This window comes from Caballeronia pedi (assembly GCF_001544915.2).
Taxonomy (GTDB): domain Bacteria; phylum Pseudomonadota; class Gammaproteobacteria; order Burkholderiales; family Burkholderiaceae; genus Caballeronia; species Caballeronia pedi.
Genome location: NZ_FCOE02000022.1, coordinates 26,432 through 49,707 on the forward strand (window position 1 = coordinate 26,432; position 23,276 = coordinate 49,707).

Below are 23,276 nucleotides of genomic sequence, written 5' to 3' on the forward strand. Positions count from 1 at the left end.
CAGCCGTAACTTGGGGCCGATGACCGGAAATGCCTCCATTCCGGGCATCGGCCCGTTCTACTTCTCAGTTGGGCCGTCGCGACGTAACACAGGGAAACGTTTGATACCTCACGGATCAGGACGGCGTGCAACGAATGGAGTATAATTCGACCTATTAGAATTTAATGCACGATTGATTCTCTTTATAGGGATCGTAAATCGGAAAGAACATCATGTTGAAGCAGCGAACAATCAAGACCGTCGTCAAAACCGTGGGGATCGGGCTCCATTCCGGCAGCAAGGTCAACCTGACTCTGCGCCCCGCACCGATTGGCACGGGCATCGTATTTTCGCGCATCGACTTGCCGGAACCGGTGGATATACCGGCGTCGGCAATGGCGATCGGCGACACCCGGCTCGCGTCCGTGTTGCAGAAGGACGGCGCGCGGGTTTCGACCATCGAGCACTTGATGTCGGCATGCGCCGGCCTCGGCATCGACAACCTGTATGTCGATGTGACCGCCGAAGAAATCCCGATCATGGACGGCAGCGCGGCTTCGTTCGTGTTTCTGATTCAGTCGGCGGGTATCGAGGAGCAGAACGCGCCGAAGCAGTTCATCAAGGTGACGAAGCCTGTCGAAGTGCGCGACGGCGACAAGTTCGCGCGTCTCGAACCGTATTTCGGCTTCAAACTGAGCTTTACCATCGATTTCCGCCATCCGGCCGTCGACAAAACCGGTCAGGCGCTCGAAGTGGATTTCGCGACCACGTCCTACGTGCGTGAGATCGCTCGCGCCCGCACGTTCGGTTTCGCGCATGAAGTCGAGATGATGCGCGAACTGGGCCTCGCGCGCGGCGGCAGCATGGACAACGCGATCGTGCTGGACGAATACCGCATCCTGAACAATGACGGCCTGCGCTACGACGACGAGTTCGTGAAGCACAAGATGCTCGACGCGATCGGCGATCTTTACGTGGTCGGCCATCCGTTGCTGGCGTCGTACAAGGCGTACAAGGGCGGCCACGCGATGAACAACATGCTGCTGCGCGAGTTGCTCGCAACCGAAGACGCCTACGAGATCGTCACGTTCGAGGACACGCAGAAGGCGCCGCGCGGTTTTGGTTTCGACACGCAGACGGCGTTCGCCTGATGTAACGCAGCGATTCGGCAATCAGAGAATGAGCGGCAGCGAAAGCGCCGCTCATTTTTTTTGCGCGCGTGCCTGGTGGCGCGACGCCATGCGCGCGAGCGCTTCCTGCAGCGGCGACGGCTCCAGCGTTTCCGCGAGTTCCTGCAATGCCGACGCACCCGCCGGCGACATGCGCGCCTGCTTCGGCGGCGCGGCTTCCTTCATCGGCTGCGGACGCACGCGGATTTTCAGCGCATCGACCGCCCAGCCGCGCTGCTGAAGGTCCGAGAGCAGACGCGGCTCCAGATGCCGCAGCCGTGCCGCGAGCGCGTTGTGCGCGGCAAAGAGCGCGAGCACGCCATCCTTGATGAACCCTGGCTCCACGTTCGACGCCAGATAATCCGGTAAAAGCGCGCCGAGATCGCGCTGCAGCGCCGCCACTTGCTCGACGCCCGCCCGCAGCGCTCGGAACGCATCGGTGCGATCGAGCACGTCGGCGACGGCTTGCGGCCGGCGCGGATCGAAACGCGACCTTGAATTTGTAGAAAAGCGGCTCATTTTTATCCAGGCGGACGCCCGATGGAACGGGTCGATTGTACGCGAGACGAGACGTTGTTCCCGGTCGCGAGCCTTTTCGGGCGTTGCTTGCAGGCAAGCTTTCAACCCGTTGACTGTCGCGCAGCACCGACGCGCGGGCGGGCACGCTGACACAAGGTCTGCCAGACTCGCGTGCTAAAATTCCCGATTCGAATTTCACCTTATGGACTTAAGTCGCCGAGGTTCCCCGAGGCCGGACGCAGCTCGATGCTGCCGCCCGTCCGAAGCCGCGACGCAGACACTGATCCGATGACGACCGGTTTCCTTCAGAAGATTTTTGGCAGCCGCAATCAGCGGCTGGTCAAGCAATATCAAAAGACCGTTGCGGCGATCAATGCCCTCGAGCCGACCGTCGAGAAGTACTCGGACGACCAGCTGCGCGCCAAGACCGATGAGTTCCGCCAGCGTGTGGCGGGCGGCGAATCGCTCGACGTGATCCTGCCCGAAGCGTTCGCCGTCTGTCGCGAAGCGAGCAAGCGCGTCCTGAAGATGCGCCACTTCGACGTCCAGCTGATTGGCGGCATGGTCCTGCACTACGGCAAGATCGCTGAAATGCGTACCGGCGAGGGCAAGACGCTCGTCGCGACGCTCGCGGCGTATCTGAACGCGTTGTCGGGCCGCGGCGTGCACGTCGTGACGGTGAACGATTACCTCGCCCAGCGCGACGCCGAATGGATGGCGCGCCTATACAACTTCCTCGGGCTCTCGTGCGGCGTGAATCTGTCGCAGATGGAGCACTCGCAGAAGCAGGAAGCGTACGGCGCGGACATCACCTACGGCACGAACAACGAATTCGGCTTCGACTACCTGCGCGACAACATGGTCTACGAGACCAACGCGCGTGTGCAGCGGCCGCTCAATTTCGCGATCGTCGACGAAGTGGACTCGATCCTCATCGACGAGGCGCGCACGCCGCTCATCATCTCCGGCCAGGCGGAAGATCACACCGATCTCTACGTGCGCATGAACGCGCTGCCGCCGTTGCTCGAACAGCAGATCGGCGAGGAAAAGGCGGATGGCACCGGCGTCGAGAAGCCCGGCGACTACACGCTCGACGAAAAAGCGCGCCAGGTGTTCCTGACGGAATCGGGCCACGAAAAGGCCGAGCGCCTGCTCGCCGAGTGGGGTCTGATCGGCGAGGGCGAAAGCCTTTACGCGCCGCAGAACATCACGCTGATGCATCACATCTATGCCGCGTTGCGCGCGCATACGCTCTTCCTGCGCGACCAGCATTACGTGGTGCAGAACGGCGAAGTCGTGATCGTCGATGAATTCACGGGCCGCATGATGACCGGCCGCCGCTGGTCGGACGGTCTGCATCAGGCCGTCGAAGCGAAGGAACACGTCCAGATTCAGGCCGAGAACCAGACGCTCGCGTCCATCACGCTGCAGAACTACTTCCGCATGTACGCGAAGCTGTCCGGCATGACCGGCACGGCGGACACGGAAGCGTACGAATTCCAGGAAATCTACGGCCTCGAAACCGTCGTGATTCCGACCAACCGTCCGCCGAAGCGCGTCGACAAGCAGGACCAGATCTACAAGTCGTCGAAGGAGCGTTACGACGCGGTGATTCGCGACATCCGCGATTGCGTCGAACGCGGTCAGCCGACGCTGGTCGGCACGACATCGATCGAAGCGTCCGAGTTGCTGTCCGGCCTGCTCGCGCAGACGGGCGTGAAGCACGAAGTGCTCAACGCGAAGCAGCACGCGCGCGAAGCGGCGATCGTCGCCGAAGCGGGCCGTCCGGCCGCCGTCACCATCGCGACGAACATGGCCGGCCGCGGCACGGACATCGTGCTCGGCGGCAACGTCGAGAAGCAGGCGTCGTTCATCGAAGCGGATCTGTCGATTCCCGAGAACGAAAAAGCCGCGCGCATCCAGAAGCTGCACGACGAATGGCAGGCGCTGCACGATCACGTGAAGGCCGCCGGCGGTCTGCATATCATCGGCACCGAGCGTCACGAGTCGCGCCGTATCGACAACCAGTTGCGCGGCCGCGCGGGCCGTCAGGGCGATCCGGGTTCGTCGCGCTTCTATCTGTCGCTGGATGATCCGCTGCTGCGCATTTTCGCGGGCGACCGCGTGCGCGCGATCATGGATCGCCTGAAGATGCCGGAAGGCGAGCCGATCGAAGCAGGCATGGTCACGCGTTCGATCGAAGGCGCGCAGCGCAAGGTCGAAGCGCGCAACTTCGATATCCGCAAGCAGCTGCTCGAATACGACGACGTCTCCAACGATCAGCGCAAGGTGATCTATCAGCAGCGCAACGAACTGCTCGAAGCGAACGACGTGCAGGAAACCATCGCCGCGATGCGCCAGAGCGTGATCGGCGACGTGGTGCGCACGTTCGTGCCGGCGGGCAGCATCGAAGAGCAGTGGGAAGCGCCGGAGCTGGAAGAAGTGCTGCGCAACGAATGGTCGCTCGACCTCGCCGTGCAGGAGATGATCAACGAGTCCAACTCGATCGACGCCGAAGAGATCTGCGAAGCCGTGCTCTCCGCCGCCGACGAAGCGTACGAAGCAAAGGTCACGCTGGTGGGCCGCGAATCGTTCAGCGCGTTCGAACGCTCGATCATGCTGCAGACGCTCGACAGCCGCTGGCGCGAGCATCTCGCCGCGCTCGATCATCTGCGTCAGGGCATCCATCTGCGCGGCTATGCGCAGAAGAACCCCAAGCAGGAATACAAGCGCGAGGCGTTCGAACTCTTCGCCGCGATGCTCGACGCCGTGAAGCAGGAAGTCACGCGCGTCGTGATGAACGTGCAGATTCAGTCGCCGGAACAACTCGAAGAGGCCGCCGAGCAGTACGAAGAGAAGGGTAGCCATCTCGAGAACGTATCGTTCACGCACGCGGACTTCAACGCGCCGGCCGCCGAGCCGACGCCGGCCGCAGCGGCGGCGAGCGCAACGGCGCAGATGGTCAGCCAGGCGATGTCCGCCGGCGACGACATCAGCGTCGCGACCCGTCCCTCGGACGACGTGCCGAAGGTCGGCCGCAACGATCCGTGCCCGTGCGGCAGCGGCAAGAAGTACAAAAACTGTCACGGCAAGCTGGCTTAATCGGCTGTCGACCAGATCCAAGCGACGCAGCGATGCGTCGTTTGTCTTTGCAGGTCTCTATTCACGGCGCCGGCCTCGAAGATCGGAGCGGGCGTCAGTCTTCCAAAGCGTGCCGGTCCGATAAACCGGCACTCGCCACCTTCAGCGAGACGCGAACATGGCCGTCAACTTTCCCTCGATCGATCCCGCAGCGCTTCATCCCGTCGCCGGCGTCACGCTAGGCTGGGCCGAGGCGAATATCCGCAAGCCCAATCGCAAGGACGTGCTCGTCATTCGCGTCGATGAAGGCGCGAGCGTCGCGGGCGTGTTCACGCAGAATCGCTTTTGCGCCGCGCCCGTCACCGTGTGTCGCGAGCATCTCGCGGCTGTCAGCAAGGGCGGCAAGGGCATTCGCGCGCTCGTCGTGAACACCGGCAATGCGAACGCCGGTACCGGCGAGCCGGGCCTGTCGCACGCGCGCGCGACGTGCGCGGAACTGGCGCGCCTCGAAGGTCTCGATGCGCAGCAGATCCTGCCGTTTTCGACCGGCGTGATTCTGGAGCCGCTGCCGATCGATCGCCTGAAGGCCGGTCTGCCCGCCGCGCTCGCGAACCAGAAGGCCGCGCACTGGTTCGACGCCGCGCAAGCCATCATGACCACCGACACGCTGCCGAAGGCGGTGTCGCGTCAGGTGACGATCGACGGACACGTCGTCACGCTGTCGGGCATCAGCAAGGGCGCGGGCATGATCAAGCCGAACATGGCGACGATGCTCGGCTTCCTCGCCTTCGATGCCACCGTCGCGCAGCCGGTGCTGGATCAGCTCGTGAAGCATGTCGCGGATCGCTCGTTCAACTGCATCACCATCGACGGCGATACGTCGACCAACGATTCGTTCATCCTGATCGCGTCGGGCAAGTCGAGCCTGCCCGCGATCACGTCGACGGATTTGCCCGCGTACGCCGCGCTGCGCGATGCCGTGACGGAAGTCGCGCAGGCGCTCGCGCAACTCATCGTGCGCGATGGAGAAGGCGCGACCAAGTTCATGACGATCACGGTGGAAGCCGGCAAGGACGCGGCGGAATGCCGTCAGATCGCCTACGCGATCGGCCATTCGCCGCTCGTCAAGACGGCCTTCTACGCCTCCGATCCGAACCTCGGCCGCATTCTCGCGGCGATCGGCTATGCGGGCGTGACGGATCTCGACGTCGGCAAGATCGATCTCTATCTCGATGACGTGCTCGTCGCGAAAGCGGGCGGACGCAATCCCGAGTACAAGGAAGAAGACGGCCAGCGCGTGATGAAGAAGAGCGAGATCGCGATTCGCGTGCTGCTCGGACGCGGCGACGCACAAGCGACGATCTGGACGTGCGACCTCTCGCATGATTACGTGAGCATCAACGCCGACTACCGTTCCTGAACCAGCGGCGCGCATCGATACCCATATGGACAAGCTCGAACAATTTCTCACGCGCGCCGAGGCGGTCCTCGCGCGCATCGAAGGCATGTTGCCGCCCGCGGCGCCGGATATCGACTGGGCATCGGCGGTGGCGTTTCGCTGGCGCAAGCGTCAGGGGCGCGGATTCTTGCAACCCGTGCCGGCCATTTCGCAGATCACGCTCGATGATCTGCAGAACATCGATCGCCAGAAAGGCCTGATCGAGCAGAACACGCAGCAGTTCGTGAAGAAGCTGCCGGCGAACAACGTGCTGCTGACGGGGGCGCGCGGAACGGGCAAGTCGTCGCTGATCAAGGCGTGCCTGAATGCGCATGCGAAGGACGGCCTGCGTCTCATCGAAGTCGACAAGGACGATCTGCACGATCTCGGCGATATCGTCGACCTGATTTCGGCGCGGCCCGAACGTTTCATCGTGTTCTGCGACGATCTGTCGTTCGAGGAAGGCGAGTCGGGCTACAAGGCGCTGAAGGTGGCGCTCGATGGTTCGGTCGCGGCGCAATCGGACAATGTGCTGATCTACGCGACGTCGAACCGCCGCCATCTGTTGCCCGAATACATGAGCGACAACGAGACGTACAAACACACGTCCGACGGCGAGATTCATCCGGGCGAAGTGGTCGAGGAGAAGATCTCGCTGTCCGAGCGCTTCGGTCTGTGGGTCAGCTTCTATCCGTTCAAGCAGGACGACTATCTTTCGATCGTCGGTCACTGGCTGAAGCATTTCGGCTGCGATGAAGCGGAAGTCGAAAGCGCGCGCGGCGATGCGCTCGTGTGGGCGCTGGAGCGCGGCTCGCGCTCGGGGCGCGTCGCATGGCAATTCGCGCGCGACTGGTCGGGACGCAAGCAATGAGCGAGTCGAACACCAGCTCGCAGAAAGACCTTGCGCCCGATGGACGCAAGGTGACCGAAGTTGCCGTCGGCGTGATGGTGCAGCACGACGGACGCTATCTGCTCGCGCAGCGCCCCGAAGGCAAACCGTATGAAGGTTACTGGGAATTCCCCGGCGGCAAACTCGAAGCGGGCGAGAGCGTCGAGGCGGCGCTGGGACGCGAACTGCACGAAGAGTTGGGCATCGACGTCACCGCGTGCCAGCTCTGGCGCACGCTGGAGCATGACTATCCGCACGCGTACGTGCGTCTTTTTTTCTGCAAGGTGACGGACTGGCAGGGCACGCCGCGCGGGCGCGAAGGTCAGGCGATCGCGTGGCAGACGCTGCCGGTCGACGTCGAGCCCTTGCTGCCCGCAGCCATTCCGATTCTCGAATGGCTCGAAGAGGAAGAGCGCGAATAGAGCCGGAGACGGCTCAGTTCAGGCCGCCGCGCGTATCGTCGTCAGGCGGCGTTTCCTGCGAATTGCCCGCGATCTTGTACTTCTCGGTCGCCCACGCGCCGAGATCGATTTGCTTGCAGCGCTCCGAGCAGAACGGGCGAAAACGGTTTTCCGGAACCCAGCGAACGTCTTTGTCGCAGGTCGGGCATTTGACGACAGTGCTCATAACGGTAAGGCGTGAAATATCGCGCAGGCTTCGATCGACATGCCGATTCGATTCAAAGGCTGCAAAGCGTCAGATGAAAGGGCACATCGACATCGACGGCGCGCGGCTTCAGATCGCCATCCTGCACCGTGAAGCGCACCCACAGCATGTACTTGTTCGCGCTCGCTTCCGGAATCACGCGTGTGTCGGGCGAAACGCGCACCTGCATCAGCTGATACGTGCGGCCCGATAGCATCTGCTGATAGCTGCCCTGCATCGCCATGACTTTCGACGCCTGACCGGATTCGCGCGCGAGCCGCAACACGATGGCCGCCGCGTCGCGCAGCGCGAGCATCGGCATGACCCACTTCGCAATGTCCTGACGCCGCTCCTCGACCGGCAACTGCTGCCAGGCATAGTACGACGGCAGATCGAACTTGCACGTTCCGCCGGGGATGATCGTGCGGCTGCGAATGCTCGCGAGCCACTCGTTGTCGGCGAGATGCTGGCCGGTCTTGCCGTGCATGTCGGTGAGCCCGGTGAGCGTCTGCTCGATTTCGCCGAGCACGGCTTCGAGCGCTTCCTGCTCGATGCCCGGATTGCCGCGGAACGGCGCCAGCGTCTGCCGCTGCCGCTCCAGTTCCTTCATGAGGTCGGCCTTGAGATCCGTGCGGCCAGCGACTTCGGCGATCTCGAAGAGTGTCGTGAGCGCGACGTGATGTTCCCGCGCGTCTTCCTGAGTCAGAAAGAACGTGAAGCGCTCGAACAGGTCTTCGAGGCGCAGCAGCGTCCGGATTCGCTCGTTGAAGGGATACTCGTAAAGGATCAAGCGCGCTCGCCTCGGCGTGGGTCGGTTGCTTCCTTGAGCGGAAGTGAGCACATTCTAATGCCGCATCCTCACCCTAGCAAATCGGGGCATATTCGCGCGTCAAGCTGCCGGTTTCACCGCAAATCCGGGAACTTTTCGTCGATTTGGCAAACTCAGGCGATTGCGTTGCGTCAGACGGATGCGAGCGACACATAACGCGCGTGCAGTGCGTCGACCTGCTGCGCGAGTGATTCGAGCGTGGCGGTTTCATCGTTGACGACGATATCGTCCGCTGCCGCGACGCGCGCTTCGCGAGACGCCTGCTTCGCGATGATCGCAAGCACCTGTTCACGCGTGAAGCCGTTGCGCCGCATGACACGCGCGATCTGCGTCTCGACGGGACAATCCACGACCAGCACGCGCGACACGCGGCTCGCCCATTCGCCGGACTCCACGAGCAGCGGCACGACGACGATGTGATACGCGCCCGACGCCCCGTGCCGCTGGCGCTCCGTTTCGGCGCGAATCAGCGGATGCACGATGCCTTCGAGACGGGCTTTCGCGGTGTCGTCGGCGAAAACCAGCGTGCGCATCCTGGCGCGATCGAGGGAGCCGTCGGCGGCGACGAAATCGTCACCGAACTCGCTCGCGATGAGCGGCATCGCGACACCGCCCGGCGCGGTAATCCGATGCGCGATCAGGTCCGTGTCGATCAACGGCACGCCGCGCTGCGCGAACAGATCCGCGACCGTGCTCTTGCCGCTGCCGATGCCGCCGGTGAGACCAATGCTGAACATCCGTTGCGCTCCTTCGTTCATCCGAACAATGCGTAAAGCGGCGTGCCGGCGAACAGCGTGACGGCGCCGCCCGCTGCGAGAAACGGCCCGAACGGCAGCGGCTCTTCGAAACGCATGTGTTTGCGCCACGTCGCGACGATCCCGAACGCCGCGCCCGCGACGGCCGCGATGAGCACCACTTGCGCCAGCGCCGCCCAGCCGAGCCACGCGCCGATTGCGGCGAGCAGCTTGAAGTCGCCATATCCCATGCCTTCCACGCCGCGTACGAGCTTGAAGAGCCAGTACACGCACCACAGGAAAAGATAGCCCGCGATCGCGCCGGTGACGGCATCGTGCAGCGTCGCGAATCCGCCTTCGCCGAAGTTGACGATCAGCCCCGCCCACAGCAGCGGCAGCGTCAGCACATCGGGAAGATAGCGCGTGTCGTAGTCGATGAGTCCTGCGGCGAGCAAGGTCGCGCACAGTCCGAACGCAGCGAGCGCGGGCCAGTCGGGACCGAAGGCGTAGAGCGAGAGCGCCGCGAGCGCGCCGGTCGCGAGTTCGATCAACGGATAGCGCGGGCTCACACGCGCGCCGCATGCCGAGCAGCGCCCACGCAAGGCGAGATAACTGACGACGGGAATGTTCTCCCACGCGCGCAGCACATGCTTGCAATGCGGACAGGCGCTGCGCGGCACGGCGAGGTTGAAGCGCGCGGGATAGGAATCGGCGGCGGATTTCAGCGAATCGGGCGCATCGGGGAGCGCCGCATCGACTTCGGCGCGCCACGCGCGTTCGAGCATGACCGGCAGCCGATGCACGACGACGCTCAGAAAGCTGCCGATCACGAGGCCGAACACGACGACGAAGCCGTACTGCATGGCGACGGGAAGCATGGCGAACGCGGCCGCATAGCGGTCCGCGAAGTGCGCGGTGGACGGATCGAACGAAGGCTGCATGATGAACGAACGGTTGCTTTGGCCCGCGATGCTACACCACGTTGCCGAGCTGAATGATAGGAAGATACATCGCGATGACGAGTCCGCCCACCAGCGCGCCGAGCACGGTGATGACGATCGGCTCGCACAGGCTCGCGAACGCGCCGAGACGCTCGTCCACTTGACGATCCGCGAGGGTGGCGAGATCGAGCAGCATCGCGTCGAGCGAGCCCGATTCCTCGGCGACCGCGATCGGCTGCACCACGTCTTGCGGAAAGCATCCGCTGGCGCGCATCGCGGCCGCGAGGCGTTCGCCGTTGCGCAGGCGCGCGGCGATATCGACGGTCGCGCGGTCGAACACGCGGTTGCCGGTGGCGTGCGCGAGCGAGTCGAACGCGTCCGACAGCGGCGTGCCGGCGGCCAGCAGCGTGCCGAGCGCGCGGCTCCAGCGCGCCACGGCCAGCGCGCGCAGCAGCCTGCCCGCGAGCGGCAGACGCAGCGCCAGGCGGTCGGCGGACTCGCGCGCAGCGGGCGAGCGCCTGATCCAGCGCGACACGACGAGCACCGCACACGCGCACGCCACGACGAAAGGCACGCCGATATTCGCGACGCCGTCCGAGAGCGCGAGCACGAAACGCGTGGGCGCGGGCAGCGCGGCGCCGAAGCCGTCGAAGATCGTCTTGAAGGTCGGCACGACACCGATCAGCAAACCCGCCGTGATCGCGAGGGAAAGCAGCAGAACCATGACCGGATAGGTGAGGGCGGCGCGCAATCGGGCCCGCTGCGACGCGGCGCGCTCGCGATCGTCGGCGAGACGGGCGAGCACGGACGCCAACGCGCCCGCCACTTCGCCGACCGCGATCAACTGGCAATACAACGCGCCGAATGCCGCGGGATGCTGCGCGAGCGCCGCCGAGAACGGCACGCCGCGCGTGATATCGCGTGCAAGAGCGCGCACGATGCGCGGCAATCCGCCGCCCGTCGCGCTGCCGGCCAGCAATTCGAGCGCGCCCGCGAGCGGCAGGCCCGCGCGCAGCAGGCCGGCAAGCTGACGCGTGAACAGCGTGACTTCGCCGGCCTTCGCCTTGGGCGGCGGCGCGGCGCCGAGCGCTTCGAGCCAAGTGACGATGACGCCTTCGCGCCGCAGCGTCGCACGCGCCGAAACCGCGTCGGTTGCGATGATCTTTCCGCGCTTTTGCCGGCCTTCGGCATCCAGGCCGCGCCACGCGAAGCGCATCTCGATTGCCATCACTCGATCTCCGTCGCTTCGGCCGCCTCGGCGACGCTCGTCACGCCCTCACGTACGCGCGCGAAAGCCGCATCGCGCAGTGCGGGCATGCCTTGCGTCTGCGCGGTGCGCGCGATCGCGTGCGTCGCCGCGCGCGAGACGATCAGCTCGCGTATCTCGTCGGAGACCGGCATCACCTGATGCACGCCGACGCGCCCGCGATAGCCGATGCCATGGCACGCCGGACAGCCGCGCGCCTCGAACGGATGAAAGCCGTCCTCGAGCGGCAGCGCCGATGGCGCGCGGCAGTGCTCGCACAGCTTGCGCACGAGCCGTTGCGCGGTGACGAGCCTGAGCGCCGACGCGAGGTTATAAGGCGCGACTCCGATATCGATGAGCCGCGCGATCGCGGCGGGCGCGTCGTTCGTGTGCAAGGTCGAGAGCACGAGGTGTCCGGTCTGCGCGGCCTTCACCGCGACGTCCGCGGTTTGCGCGTCGCGAATCTCGCCGACCATGATGACGTCGGGGTCCTGGCGCATGAACGCGCGCAGCGCCACGGCGAAGGTCAGCCCGGCCTTCTCGCGCACGCTGACCTGATTGATGCCTGCAAGCTGAATCTCGACCGGATCTTCGACGGAGCACACGTTGCGCGCTTCGGCGTTGAGCATCTGCAGGAAGCAATAGAGTGACAAGGTTTTGCCGCTGCCGGTCGGGCCCGTCACGAGCACGAGACCGTGCGGCGCGCGAATCGCCGATTCGACCGTGCGGCCTTGCGCGTCGTCGAGACCGAGCGCGGCGAGCGACAGATCGGGCGGCAGCGCGTCGAGTCGACGCAGCACGAGCTTTTCGCCGAAGAGCGTCGGCAGCGAATTCACGCGATAGTCGCCGACTTTCCCGCCCGGCAGATTCAGCCGCAAGCGGCCGTCCTGCGGCACGCGCCGCTCGGCGATATCCATGCGCGCCAGCACCTTGATGCGCGTGACGAACGCGTCGCGCAAATGGGGCGGCGGACGCCTGAGCACATGCAACGCGCCGTCGACGCGCAGGCGGATGCGCCAGTCGTGCTCGGAAGGCTCGACGTGAATATCGGATGCGCCGCGTTCGGCGGCTTCGCGCAGGGTATCGGCGAGGAGCGAAACGGCGGGCGTTTCGTTTTCGGATGCGGCTTCGAGCGCTGGATCGGCGGAGCGCGCCGGGCGCGCGAAAGTGTCGAATGCGTCGCGGGAGGGAGCAATCATGGGCATCGTGCGGTCGGAGTCGAGATGACCCGATCATCTCCCCCGCAACCGCCGACGCCCAGTCGTCCGAATGGCTAACGCAGCGCGCGCTGCGGCCCGAGCGGGCGGAAAATCTTCACGGTGCGGATCGCCTGATCGTCGCTGCGCATGACTTCGAAGGTCACGTCCGCGATGCGGATCGACACGTCGCCGTCCGGAATGTCTTCGAGCGTTTCGAGAATCAGGCCGTTGAGCGTTTTCGGGCCGTCCGTCGGCAACGTCAGATGCAGCCAGCGGTTCAGCTCGCGCAGCGGCATGCTGCCCGCCACGATGCACTCGCCGTTCTCGTTCCAGCCGCCGCGCGAACCGGCGCCGCGCGGAATCGTCGTCGTGAACTCGCCGATCAGTTCCTCGATGATGTCCTCGGGTGTGACGAGCCCCTGCAACTCGCCGTACTCGTCGACCACGATCGCGATGCGATGGCCGCTTTCCTGGAAGTACTGCAGTTGCTGGAAGACGGGCGTGCCGGCCGGCACGAAGTACGGCTCGGTGAGCAGTTCGCGCAGCGTCTCGCGTTCGAGTTCCTGGTTATGCAGCGCCGACAGCGTCTTGCGCACATGCAGGATGCCCATCACGCGATCGATATCGCCCTGAAACACCACGAGCTTGTTGTGATAACAGGTCTCGAGCTGATGCAGGATCTGCTCGAAAGGAGCTTCGAAGTCGAGCGCTTCGATGCGTCGGCGCGGAATCATCACGTCATCGACGGTGATGTTCTCCAGATCGAACAGATTGAGCAGGATGCTGCGGTGTTTGGTCGGCATGAAGCTGCCGGTTTCCAGCACGATGGTGCGCAGTTCTTCCGGCGAAATGCGCTGATCGCGCTTGTTTTTCGTATTGATGTGCAGCGCCGCGAGAATCGCGTTGGCGAACAGATTGACGAACCAGATCAGCGGCCGCGCGATGCGCATGAGCGGCGCGAGCACGAGGCTCGCGGGCAGCGCCACTTTCTCGGGATAGGTCGCGCCGACGATCTTCGGCGCGATCTCCGCGAACACGATGATCAGAAACGCGATGACGCCGGTGGTGACCGACAGGACGAGGTTGTTATGGCCGAACGTGCGCAGCGCGATCGACGTGGTGAGCACCGGAATGATCGTGTTGATCAGGTTGTTGCCGATCAGGATCACGGAAAGAAGCTGGTCGGTTTTTCCGAGCAGCCCTTGCGTCGTACGGGCGCGCAGCGATCCCTGGCTCGCCAGATATTTCAGCCGATGGCGATTGAGCGCCATCATCGATGTTTCGGAGATCGAGAAGAAGCCGGAAAGGAAGAGAAGCAGAAAAATGGCGCAAATTTGCGCCCATAAGGGAAGGTTGTCCACGCGGTGATCGAGTAGGGGCGGAGATGGGAGGCAATATAACAGACGGGCGGGCATGCCCGCCCTCGGCCTTTTGGTCAGCGTACGCGGTTTCGTGCGCCGGAAATAAAAAACCCGCATGGCGGACCATGCGGGTTTTTGCAATTCTGGTCGGGGTGAGAGGATTCGAACCTCCGGCCTCTACGTCCCGAACGTAGCGCTCTACCAGGCTAAGCTACACCCCGAATTCGACCAACTTGGACTCTTACGCTGTTTCAGTCTCGTTCAAGACTGCCGTGACGTCGAGTAAGAACATAATTCTAGCAGGCTCTCTTTGTAGATGGAAGGGGGAAATGCAGAAATCGCATTCGCCGCCGCCTGAGCTTCCTTGCGCGCGCACTCCAGCGTGTGGTCGAGCGCGCCGGACTTCGTGATCGCGTGGAAGATCGTGTCGAAGCGATCCGTGCCGCCTTGCTCGATGGCCTCGCGTGCGAGCGCCGCCTGTTCCGGCGTGCCGTGCTCCATCAGAAAGATGAGCGGAAGGGTGGGTTTGCCTTCGCGCAGGTCGTCGCCGGCGTTCTTGCCCATCGATTCGGGCGTGCCGGTGTAGTCGAGCCAGTCGTCCATGATCTGGAAGGCCGTGCCGATGCGCCGGCCGAACTCCGCCGCAGCCGCTTCGGTGCGCGCATCCGCGCCCGACAGCACCGCGCCCAGTTGCGCGGCCGCCTCGAACAGTTTCGCGGTCTTGTAGCGGATCACCTGCATGTAGCGCGCTTCGTCGACGTCCGGGTCGTGCATGTTGAGCAACTGCAGCACTTCGCCTTCGGAAATGACGTTGGTCGCGACCGAAAGAATCTCCATCACGCGCATTTTGCCGACGCTCACCATCATCTCGAACGAGCGCGAATACAGGAAGTCGCCGACCAGCACGCTCGCCGCGTTGCCGAACAGCGCGTTCGCCGTCTTGCGGCCGCGCCGCAGGTCGGATTCGTCGACGACGTCGTCGTGCAGCAGCGTCGCCGTGTGGATGAACTCCACCACGGCGGCCAGTTCATGGCGATGTCCGGTCGTGTCGCCCAGTGCGCCGGAGACCAGCAGCAGCAGCGCCGGACGCAGCCGCTTGCCGCCCGCGCCGATGATGTACTCCGAAATCTGGTTGATCAGCATCACTTCTGATGCCAGGCGCTGCCGGATGACACGATTGACGTGCTGCATGTCCTCGGCGATCGGGGCGAGCAGCGCGGCGGCGTTGGGAGGGGAAGTGGCGGTGGACGACATGTTCGGCAGGAAAGGTAATCCGGCGGATTATAAGGCGAATCCGACAGACGACGGGGTTTCGGCTGTGCCGATTCGCGCGACGTGCGCGAAATTCGGACAGGATTCGCTGCGTTTCGCCGGGGTTTGCCTGCGGATCGCGCGCTCGCGCCGGGCGTGCGGGAAACGTCGACGCACTTTGACGTCGAGCGTAACCCTATGTATAATCGCGTGTTTTCCCCGCGTGGTGCGTGGAAAAAGAATTCTGAGTGAGGTTCTCAATGTACGCGGTCATAAAAACCGGCGGCAAGCAGTATAAGGTTGCCGTTGGCGAAAAATTGAAAGTAGAACAGATACCGGCAGACATTGACGCTGAAATCACGCTCGACCAGGTTCTCGCAGTAGGCGAAGGCGAATCGATTAAGTTCGGTACGCCGCTGGTGGGTGGGGCTTCCGTCAAGGCTACCGTCGTGTCGCAAGGTCGTCACAAGAAAGTGACCATCTTCAAGATGCGCCGCCGGAAGCACTACCAAAAGCACGCTGGCCATCGCCAGAACTACACCGAACTGCGCATCGACGCGATCAACGCCTAAGGCGTGATCGTTCCGCACAGATATCGGTTAAGGAGCTAATCAAATGGCACACAAAAAAGCAGGCGGGTCTTCCCGCAACGGCCGCGACTCCGAGTCGAAACGCCTCGGCGTGAAGGTGTACGGCGGCCAGGCAATCAACGCAGGCGGCATCATCGTTCGCCAACGCGGCACGCGCATGCACCCGGGTGAGAATGTCGGCATCGGCAAGGATCACACGCTGTTCGCGCTCGCCGACGGTCACGTCAAGTTCGTGACCAAGGGCGCTGCGAAGAAGCACACGGTCGTCGTCGTCCCGGCAGCGTAAATTTTACGCACGGGCTTCAGGACCGAAAAAAGGCCCCGCGAAGTTCGCGGGGCCTTTTTCGTTGGTGCGCGGGGAACGCGCATCGGCGGAATTCAGAGATATCGGTGACCGGCAACGCCGGGTCACGGCAAAATAGCTGCAAATACACGGGACGGAGCAACGCATGAAGTTCATTGACGAAGCGAAGATTGAAGTCATCGCCGGCGACGGAGGAGATGGCAGCGCGTCGATGCGCCGCGAAAAGTTCGTCCCATTCGGCGGGCCGGACGGCGGCGACGGCGGCCGCGGCGGCAGCGTCTACGCGATCGGCGATCGCAATATCAACACGCTGATCGACTATCGGTTTTCCAAGAAGCATCAGGCGCGCAACGGCGAGAACGGCCGCGGCGCGGACTGCTACGGCAAGGGCGGCGACGACATCACGCTGCGCATGCCGGTCGGCACCATCATTTCGGATCAGGAAACGGGCGAGATCATCGCCGATCTGACCGAACACAATCAGCAAGTGTTGATCGCGCAGGGCGGCGCGGGCGGCCTCGGCAACCTGCATTTCAAGTCGAGCACGAACCGCGCGCCGCGTCAGAAAACCGACGGCAAGCCGGGCGAGCGCAACATGCTCAAGCTCGAACTGAAAGTGCTCGCCGATGTCGGTCTGCTCGGCATGCCGAACGCGGGCAAATCCACGTTCATCTCGTCGGTGTCGAACGCGCGCCCGAAGATCGCGGATTATCCGTTCACGACGCTTGCGCCGAATCTCGGCGTGGTGCGCGTCGGGCCTAGCAAGAGCTTCGTGATCGCGGACATCCCCGGCCTGATCGAAGGCGCGGCGGAAGGCGCGGGGCTCGGGCATCGCTTTCTGCGTCACTTGCAGCGCACCGGCGTGCTGCTGCATCTCGTCGACATGGCCCCGTTCGACGAAAACGTCGATCCGGTCGCCGAAGCGAAAGCGATCGTCAACGAACTGCGCAAGTACGACGAGTCGCTTTACGACAAGCCGCGCTGGCTCGTGCTGAACAAGCTGGACATGGTGCCTGAGGACGAGCGCGAAACGCGTATCGCCGATTTCGTCGAGCGTTTCGAGTGGGACGGTCCGGTCTACGAGATTTCGGCGCTGACGGGCCAGGGCTGCGAGGCGCTCACGTACGCGATCTACGACTACATCTCGCAGCATTCGGACGCATCGCGCGCGGCGGAGGCGGAAGATCTCGCCGCCGACGTGCGTTTCCGCGACGACGCAGCGAAGGAATAAACGCAACCACGAGGAGAAAGCGCACGATGCGTTCGGTCATCGCCGCTGCGAAGCGAATCGTAGTGAAAGTAGGGTCCAGCCTCGTCACCAACGACGGGCGCGGGCTCGACCATGCGGCAATCTCTCGCTGGGCGGCGCAGATCGCGGCGCTGCGCGAGCAGGGCAAGGAAGTCGTGCTCGTGAGTTCGGGCGCGATCGCGGAAGGCATCCACCGGCTCGGCTGGACCAAGCGGCCGCGCGAGATCGACGAATTGCAGGCGGCCGCCGCCGTCGGCCAGATGGGCCTCGCGCAGGTCTACGAGAGCAGCTTCGGCGCGCACGGCATCCGCACCGCGCAGATTCTGCTTACACACGCTGATCTCGCGGATCGCGAGCGCTATCTGAACGCGCGCTCGACGCTGCTCACGCTGTTGCGCCTGGGCGCGGTGCCGATCATCAACGAGAACGACACCGTCATCACCGACGAAATCAAGTTCGGCGACAACGACACGCTCGGCGCGCTCGTCGCCAATCTGATCGAAGGCGATGCGCTCGTTATCCTCACCGATCAGCGCGGTCTCTTCACCGCCGATCCGCGCAAGGATCCGAACGCGACGCTCGTCGAACAGGCCGACGCCGGCACGCCCGAACTCGAACGGATGGCGGGCGGCGCGGGCTCGAGCCTCGGACGCGGCGGCATGCTGACCAAGATTCTCGCGGCGAAGCGCGCGGCGCACAGCGGCGCGAACACGGTGATCGCGAGCGGCCGCGAAGCCGACGTGCTCACGCGTCTCGCATCGGGCGAAATGATCGGCACGCAGCTCATCGCGCGCACCGCGCGTATCGCGGCGCGCAAGCAGTGGATGGCGGATCATTTGCAGGTGCGCGGGCACGTCGTGATCGATGACGGCGCGGTGCGCAAGCTCACGGCTGACGGCAAGAGCCTGTTGCCGATCGGCGTGATCGACGTGAAGGGCGCGTTCGCTCGCGGCGAAGTCATCGCGTGCGTCGACGCTCAAGGGCAGGAGGTCGCGCGCGGCATCACGAACTACAGCAGTTCCGAAGCGCGCCTGATCCATCGGCGGCCCAGCGGCGAGATCGAAATCGTGCTCGGCTATATGCTGGAGCCCGAACTGATTCATCGCGACAATCTCGTGCTCGTCTGAGCCGTCGTCGAAAAAAAGAAGCCCGCCGGGCCGCAAGGCCAGCGGGCTTTTTCACGACCAGAGCCGCGTTCAGCGCAGGTTGATCGAGCTTTGCGTGCGCTTGTACTGGATGTTGTTGACGATCTGCGCCGCCGTGCCGACAGTCAGCTTGCTCGCGCAGAAGTAGTCCTGATAGAGCGCCGCCTGATACGCGTTCAACTCGCCGTTCTCGATGCGCTTGAAGTCGAACGCGGAACCCTGATCCCAGCCGTTCTGATCGTCGTTGATGCTCGCGTAGCGGCGCCATTCGTAGGTGTCGCAACGAATGCCTTCATAGTTGACGTTGCGCGCGCCCGCCGGACTCGTCACGACGACCACATAGCGCACGACGCCGTCCTTGCCGACCGTGAGCGAGGACTTGTCGACGGCGAAAGTGAGCGGCGTGTTCTGCGAAACATTGAACGCCAGCAGATTCGATGCTTGCGGCAGAGGCGGCAGCGTCTCGATCTTCTCCTCGGTCCAGTTCGGCTTGCGGTCGAGCAGATAGGTGAACACGCCGTCGTCCTGGGTGGACGGGGTTTTATTGCTGGAGCAGCCGGCGAGCACGGCAAGCGCTGCCGCAGATGCCGCGATTACCGCGAGTGAGGCATTCACTTTCAATTGGATCTTCCCGGAAACATGCGCGCGGGGCTCGATGCGCCCGCCCGGCGGAACAAAGCGAAATGGCACGGCGAGTGAATCGCCGTGCCATCGATCGAAGTCGTGCTGAGTATCGACGTGTGCGAGGAACCGCGATGATCAGTCGCACGATGAGCGGTGCGCGATCACATGCACTTCTTCGCTGACCGTGCATTCTGCCTGAACCGCCGCGCCGGAGGCAGTAACAGCAGGTGCTTCGATCGTCATCGTCTGGACCACGCGTGGATAGCGTAGTCCATGATGCGCGGCTCGCTCGCCGCGCTCGGCGCGGGAGTTGGTTCGCCGCAGGAACCGGGACAGCTCGGTGAGAGCCATTTGATAAACGTCGCGCTTGAACTCGATGACCGCATCAAGCGGCACCCAATACTCGTTCCAGCGCCAGGCATCGAACTCCGGATGGTCCGTCGCACGCAGGCAGATGTCGCAATCGCGTCCCACCATGCGCAGCAGAAACCAGATTTGTTTCTGACCGCGATAATGTCCGCGCACCTCGCGCTTGATGAACTTGTCCGGCACCTCATAACGCAGCCAGTCGCGCGTGCGACCGACAACTTTCACATGCTCCGGAAGCAGACCGGTTTCTTCGTGTAACTCCCGATACATCGCTTGCACAGGGGTCTCACCGTATTTGATGCCCCCTTGCGGAAACTGCCAGGAATGTTCACGCAGCCGCTTGCCCCAAAACACTTCGTTGCGCGCGTTCAAGAGGATGATGCCGACGTTCGGGCGAAAGCCTTCACGATCCAGCATACAGCCACCTTCAAATCCTTTAAAATTGCTTTGATTATAAACAGTTAACGGAGCCCGCGCATCGGTTCGAACCCGCGGCACGAAGCCGAATGCGGGGCACGTTTGCCGAGCCGGGTGCAGGACGCTTTGCCAGACCATGCGGAAGGCGGCAAAATCTTCTTCCCTGCGAAAGCCGTAGACCGTTTCCGTCGTTCACCTTCGATACGCCTGCTCCGGCGCCACAACGGCTCCGAAGCGCGCGACGCTTTTGGAAAATTTGAATGAAAGCATCCCGTTTCTTCATCGGCACCCTGAAAGAAGCTCCCGCCGACGCCGAGATCGTCAGCCACAAGCTGATGATGCGCGCCGGCATGATCCGCCGCGTCGCGGGCGGCATCTACGATTACATGCCGATCGGCCTGCGCTCGGTGCGCAAGGTCGAAGCCATCGTGCGCGAAGAGATGAACCGCGCGGGCGCGCTCGAACTGCTGATGCCTGCCGTGCAGCCCGCCGAACTGTGGCAGGAGTCGGGCCGCTGGGAGCAATACGGTCCGGAACTGCTGCGCTTCAAGGATCGCCACGAGCGCGATTTCGTGATGGGCCCGACGCACGAGGAAGTCGTCACCGACATCGCGCGCCGCGATATCAAGAGCTATCGCCAGTTGCCGGTGAATTTCTATCAGATTCAAACCAAGTTCCGCGACGAGATCCGTCCGCGCTTCGGCGTGATGCGCGGCCGTGAGTTCATCATGAAGGACGCCTATTCCTTCGATAAGGACCGCGACGGCCTCGCCGAGTCGTATCGCAAGATGTACGAAGCCTACGTGCGCATCTTCACGCGCATCGGCCTGGAGTTCCGCGCGGTCGCGGCGGACAACGGTTCGATCGGCGGCAGCGGCTCGCACGAGTTTCACGTCATTGCCGATACCGGCGAGGACGACATCGCGTATTGCCCGGACTCGGACTTCGCCGCGAACGTCGAAGCCGCGGACGCGCTGCCGCTCATCGCGCAACGCGCCGCGCCCACCGAGGAACTGAAGAAGACGCCGACGCCGGGCGCCGCGAAATGCGAGGCCGTCGCGCAGCTTCTGAACATTCCGCTTGAAAAGACCATCAAGTCGATCGTGCTGGCAACGGAGAACGAAGGCGCCGAGCCCACCATCTGGCTGCTGATGCTGCGTGGCGATCACTCGCTCAACGACATCAAGACCGGCAAGCTGCCGGGCCTCGCGGGTTATCGCTTTGCGTCGGAAGCCGAGATCATCGAATGGTTCGGCACGCCGCCGGGCTATCTCGGCCCGATCGGCACGAAGAAGCCGGTGCGCGTGATCGCGGACCGCACGGTCGCGAACATGAGCGATTTCGTCGTCGGCACGAACGAGGTCGATTACCACACGACCGGCGTGAACTGGGGCCGCGATCTGCCCGAGCCGGAAGTCGCGGACATCCGCAATGTCGTCGCGGGCGATCCGTCGCCGGACGGCAAGGGGACGCTCGAAATCTGCCGTGGCATCGAAGTGGGCCACGTGTTTCAGCTCGGCACGAAGTACTCCGATTCGATGGGCGCGACCTTCCTCGACGAAAACGGCAAGCCCGCGCGGATGCAGATGGGCTGCTACGGCATCGGCGTGACCCGCGTGCTGGGCGCGGCGATCGAACAGAATTTCGACGACCGCGGCATCATCTGGCCGGAAGCCATCGCGCCGTTCGAGGTCGTGATCTGCCCGATGGGCTACGACCGCAGCGACGCGGTGCGCGAGCAGGCCGACAAGCTCTACGCGACGCTGCAGGAAGCGGGCATCGACGTGATCCTCGACGATCGCGGCGAGCGTCCGGGCGTGATGTTCGCGGACTGGGAACTGATCGGCGTGCCGCATCGCATCGTGATCGGCGATCGCGGGCTGAAGGAAGGCAAGCTGGAATATCAGGGCCGCCGCGATACCGAAGCCACGCTGCTGCCGGTCGATGAAGCCGCCGGCGCGGTGACAGCGAAGGTGCGAGCGGCGCTCGGGAAGTAATGCAGTACGACTTCCTGTCGGCGACGATCCTGCTGCTGCTGATCACCGATCCGCTCGGCAACATTCCGATCTTCATCAACGCGCTGCGCGGCGTTGCGAAAGAGCGGCGCCGCGTCGTGATCCTGCGGGAAGTGGCGATCGCGTTCGGCATCCTGCTGCTGTTCATGCTGGCGGGCGACCGCTTCCTGCGCGCGATGAATCTGACGGATTTGTCGTTGCGCATCGGCGGCGGGATCGTGCTGTTTCTGATCGCACTGCGGATGATCTTCCCGCATCCCGATGGCGCGATGGGCGGCGACGCGCGCGGCGGCGAGCCGCTGATCGTGCCGCTCGCGATTCCCGCGCTGGCCGGGCCGTCCGCGCTGGCGACAGTGATGCTGCTGACCTCGCAGGCGCCGGGCAAGATGCTCGAATGGGTCGGCGCGCTGTCGGTGACGATGATCGTCTGCGCGATCGTGCTGATTCTTGCGGAAAAGATTCAGCACTGGCTCGGCGAGCGCGCGGTCACGGCGTTCGAGCGCTTGATGGGGCTGGTGCTGGTCGCGATTTCCGTCGAGATGATACTGACGGGGATACGCACTTTCGTGCATCAGTTGTGAAAAAAGCGGCCGAGGCCGCTTTTTTCATGTCGCCGGAAAATGCTCAAGCGCCTTCGGTCAGCGCGCGAATCGTCGGCAAATTCCGCCAGTAACCCTTCGCATCCATCCCGCAGCCGAACACGTAACGATCCGGCACCTCGAATCCACAGAAATCCGGACGCAGCGGCTTCGCCTTCGGGATGATCTTCTCGCACAGCACCGCCGAGAGAAACGTCTTCGCGCCCATCGCCATGATGCGATCGCGAATTGCCGCCATGGTTTCGCCTTCGTCGAGGATATCGTCGAGCACGAGCACCACGCGGTCCTTCACCGATTCCGCCGGCGCCACGCGCCACTGCATCTCGCTGCCGCCTTTGATGGCGTTGCGATAGCGCGTCAGGTGGATGTAATCGAACTCGAGCGGGAAGTCGAGATGCGGCAGCAGCATGCCGGTGAATACGGCCGCGCCCCCCATGACCGAGAGCACGAGCGGGAAGTCGTCTTGCGTCGCCGCCTTGATGGCCGTGGCCATCTTGCCGATCGATGCATTGACTTCGTCAGCCGTCACGATTTCTTCGGAGTGGCTGAAAATATGGAGAGCTTCTTCGCGATTCATAGGGAAAGCGGGGGAGAGGCTGACTTCTTAGTGTGGAAAAAAACGGCGGCGTGCGCCATATGATAAACCCGCGCTTCCTTCGCGTCGGGCGACGCGCGCAAACGCG

The 23,276-nt window shown here is 63.7% G+C and carries 23 protein-coding genes and 1 tRNA gene; 11 read left to right on the forward strand and 13 right to left on the reverse strand.

What is annotated here, in order from left to right:
• Nucleotides 1-212: 212 nt before the first annotated feature.
• The gene (gene lpxC, locus AWB80_RS26880) at nucleotides 213-1,130 is read left to right on the forward strand and encodes a UDP-3-O-acyl-N-acetylglucosamine deacetylase (RefSeq protein WP_061177717.1); all 918 of its coding nucleotides are present in this window, start codon (nucleotides 213-215) and stop codon (nucleotides 1,128-1,130) included.
• Between the two features lie 51 nt (nucleotides 1,131-1,181).
• On the opposite strand, the gene AWB80_RS26885 is transcribed toward lpxC, so the two are convergent.
• Complete coding sequence (locus AWB80_RS26885; RefSeq protein WP_061177718.1) at nucleotides 1,182-1,667, reverse strand: DciA family protein; 486 nt, start codon at nucleotides 1,665-1,667, stop codon at nucleotides 1,182-1,184.
• 288 nt (nucleotides 1,668-1,955) lie between these two features.
• Here AWB80_RS26885 and secA point away from each other — a divergent pair, with 288 nt between their 5' ends.
• The 4 genes from secA to AWB80_RS26905 all read left to right on the forward strand — a co-directional run bounded on the left by secA (nucleotide 1,956) and on the right by AWB80_RS26905 (nucleotide 7,497).
• A complete protein-coding gene (gene secA / locus AWB80_RS26890) occupies nucleotides 1,956-4,769 on the forward strand; it encodes a preprotein translocase subunit SecA (RefSeq protein ID WP_061177796.1) in 2,814 nt (937 codons plus the stop codon).
• Between the two features lie 157 nt (nucleotides 4,770-4,926).
• Nucleotides 4,927-6,168 carry a bifunctional glutamate N-acetyltransferase/amino-acid acetyltransferase ArgJ gene (gene argJ, locus AWB80_RS26895; protein ID WP_061177719.1) on the forward strand — a complete coding sequence of 414 codons (1,242 nt, stop codon included), beginning with the start codon at nucleotides 4,927-4,929 and terminating at the stop codon, nucleotides 6,166-6,168.
• 25 nt (nucleotides 6,169-6,193) lie between these two features.
• Nucleotides 6,194-7,057, forward strand: a complete 864-nt coding sequence (locus AWB80_RS26900) for an ATP-binding protein (protein WP_061177720.1) — start codon at nucleotides 6,194-6,196, stop codon at nucleotides 7,055-7,057.
• Nucleotides 7,054-7,497: an NUDIX domain-containing protein gene (locus tag AWB80_RS26905; protein ID WP_061177721.1), complete on the forward strand. Its 444-nt coding sequence runs from the start codon at nucleotides 7,054-7,056 to the stop codon at nucleotides 7,495-7,497. The genes AWB80_RS26900 and AWB80_RS26905 overlap by 4 nt, the downstream gene beginning before the upstream one ends.
• A gap of 13 nt (nucleotides 7,498-7,510) precedes the next feature.
• Here AWB80_RS26905 and AWB80_RS26910 read toward each other — a convergent pair whose 3' ends face one another.
• From AWB80_RS26910 to AWB80_RS26950, 9 genes are all read right to left on the reverse strand, one after another.
• Nucleotides 7,511-7,702, reverse strand: coding sequence for a DNA gyrase inhibitor YacG (locus AWB80_RS26910; RefSeq protein ID WP_061177722.1), 192 nt, complete (start codon nucleotides 7,700-7,702; stop codon nucleotides 7,511-7,513).
• A gap of 52 nt (nucleotides 7,703-7,754) precedes the next feature.
• The gene (zapD, locus tag AWB80_RS26915; RefSeq protein ID WP_061164498.1) at nucleotides 7,755-8,510 is read right to left on the reverse strand and encodes a cell division protein ZapD; all 756 of its coding nucleotides are present in this window, start codon (nucleotides 8,508-8,510) and stop codon (nucleotides 7,755-7,757) included.
• Nucleotides 8,511-8,680: 170 nt separating this feature from the next.
• Nucleotides 8,681-9,286: a dephospho-CoA kinase gene (coaE, locus tag AWB80_RS26920; protein ID WP_061177797.1), complete on the reverse strand. Its 606-nt coding sequence runs from the start codon at nucleotides 9,284-9,286 to the stop codon at nucleotides 8,681-8,683.
• 17 nt (nucleotides 9,287-9,303) lie between these two features.
• Nucleotides 9,304-10,224, reverse strand: coding sequence for a prepilin peptidase (locus AWB80_RS26925; protein ID WP_061177723.1), 921 nt, complete (start codon nucleotides 10,222-10,224; stop codon nucleotides 9,304-9,306).
• Nucleotides 10,225-10,255: 31 nt separating this feature from the next.
• The gene (locus tag AWB80_RS26930) at nucleotides 10,256-11,452 is read right to left on the reverse strand and encodes a type II secretion system F family protein (protein ID WP_061177724.1); all 1,197 of its coding nucleotides are present in this window, start codon (nucleotides 11,450-11,452) and stop codon (nucleotides 10,256-10,258) included.
• Entirely contained in the window at nucleotides 11,452-12,669 is a 1,218-nt protein-coding gene (locus AWB80_RS26935; RefSeq protein ID WP_061177798.1) for a GspE/PulE family protein, read from the reverse strand. Before AWB80_RS26935 ends, AWB80_RS26930 begins: the two co-directional genes overlap by 1 nt.
• 74 nt (nucleotides 12,670-12,743) lie before the next feature.
• Nucleotides 12,744-14,030, reverse strand: coding sequence for an HlyC/CorC family transporter (locus tag AWB80_RS26940; protein ID WP_061177725.1), 1,287 nt, complete (start codon nucleotides 14,028-14,030; stop codon nucleotides 12,744-12,746).
• 144 nt (nucleotides 14,031-14,174) lie between these two features.
• Nucleotides 14,175-14,251, reverse strand: a tRNA-Pro gene (locus AWB80_RS26945).
• Nucleotides 14,252-14,291: 40 nt separating this feature from the next.
• Nucleotides 14,292-15,284 carry a polyprenyl synthetase family protein gene (locus AWB80_RS26950; RefSeq protein ID WP_061177726.1) on the reverse strand — a complete coding sequence of 331 codons (993 nt, stop codon included), beginning with the start codon at nucleotides 15,282-15,284 and terminating at the stop codon, nucleotides 14,292-14,294.
• A gap of 257 nt (nucleotides 15,285-15,541) precedes the next feature.
• Between AWB80_RS26950 and rplU the strand changes: the two genes are divergently transcribed.
• The 4 genes from rplU to proB all read left to right on the forward strand — a co-directional run bounded on the left by rplU (nucleotide 15,542) and on the right by proB (nucleotide 18,551).
• A complete protein-coding gene (gene rplU / locus AWB80_RS26955) occupies nucleotides 15,542-15,853 on the forward strand; it encodes a 50S ribosomal protein L21 (protein WP_035511298.1) in 312 nt (103 codons plus the stop codon).
• A 43-nt stretch (nucleotides 15,854-15,896) separates the two neighbouring features.
• Entirely contained in the window at nucleotides 15,897-16,157 is a 261-nt protein-coding gene (rpmA, locus tag AWB80_RS26960; protein WP_008342952.1) for a 50S ribosomal protein L27, read from the forward strand.
• A gap of 163 nt (nucleotides 16,158-16,320) precedes the next feature.
• Nucleotides 16,321-17,406, forward strand: a complete 1,086-nt coding sequence (cgtA, locus tag AWB80_RS26965) for an Obg family GTPase CgtA (RefSeq protein WP_061177727.1) — start codon at nucleotides 16,321-16,323, stop codon at nucleotides 17,404-17,406.
• Between the two features lie 26 nt (nucleotides 17,407-17,432).
• Nucleotides 17,433-18,551, forward strand: a complete 1,119-nt coding sequence (gene proB / locus AWB80_RS26970) for a glutamate 5-kinase (protein ID WP_061177728.1) — start codon at nucleotides 17,433-17,435, stop codon at nucleotides 18,549-18,551.
• A gap of 69 nt (nucleotides 18,552-18,620) precedes the next feature.
• Here proB and AWB80_RS26975 read toward each other — a convergent pair whose 3' ends face one another.
• Nucleotides 18,621-19,184 carry a CNP1-like family protein gene (locus AWB80_RS26975; RefSeq protein ID WP_061177799.1) on the reverse strand — a complete coding sequence of 188 codons (564 nt, stop codon included), beginning with the start codon at nucleotides 19,182-19,184 and terminating at the stop codon, nucleotides 18,621-18,623.
• Between the two features lie 144 nt (nucleotides 19,185-19,328).
• The gene (locus AWB80_RS26980) at nucleotides 19,329-19,979 is read right to left on the reverse strand and encodes an RNA pyrophosphohydrolase (protein WP_061177729.1); all 651 of its coding nucleotides are present in this window, start codon (nucleotides 19,977-19,979) and stop codon (nucleotides 19,329-19,331) included.
• A 260-nt stretch (nucleotides 19,980-20,239) separates the two neighbouring features.
• Here AWB80_RS26980 and AWB80_RS26985 point away from each other — a divergent pair, with 260 nt between their 5' ends.
• Nucleotides 20,240-21,976: a proline--tRNA ligase gene (locus tag AWB80_RS26985; RefSeq protein ID WP_061177730.1), complete on the forward strand. Its 1,737-nt coding sequence runs from the start codon at nucleotides 20,240-20,242 to the stop codon at nucleotides 21,974-21,976.
• Complete coding sequence (locus AWB80_RS26990) at nucleotides 21,976-22,575, forward strand: MarC family protein (protein ID WP_061177731.1); 600 nt, start codon at nucleotides 21,976-21,978, stop codon at nucleotides 22,573-22,575. Before AWB80_RS26985 ends, AWB80_RS26990 begins: the two co-directional genes overlap by 1 nt.
• 43 nt (nucleotides 22,576-22,618) lie before the next feature.
• Here the strand turns inward: AWB80_RS26990 and AWB80_RS26995 are convergent, their stop codons facing one another.
• Complete coding sequence (locus tag AWB80_RS26995) at nucleotides 22,619-23,170, reverse strand: hypoxanthine-guanine phosphoribosyltransferase (RefSeq protein WP_061177732.1); 552 nt, start codon at nucleotides 23,168-23,170, stop codon at nucleotides 22,619-22,621.
• Nucleotides 23,171-23,276: the final 106 nt, after the last annotated feature.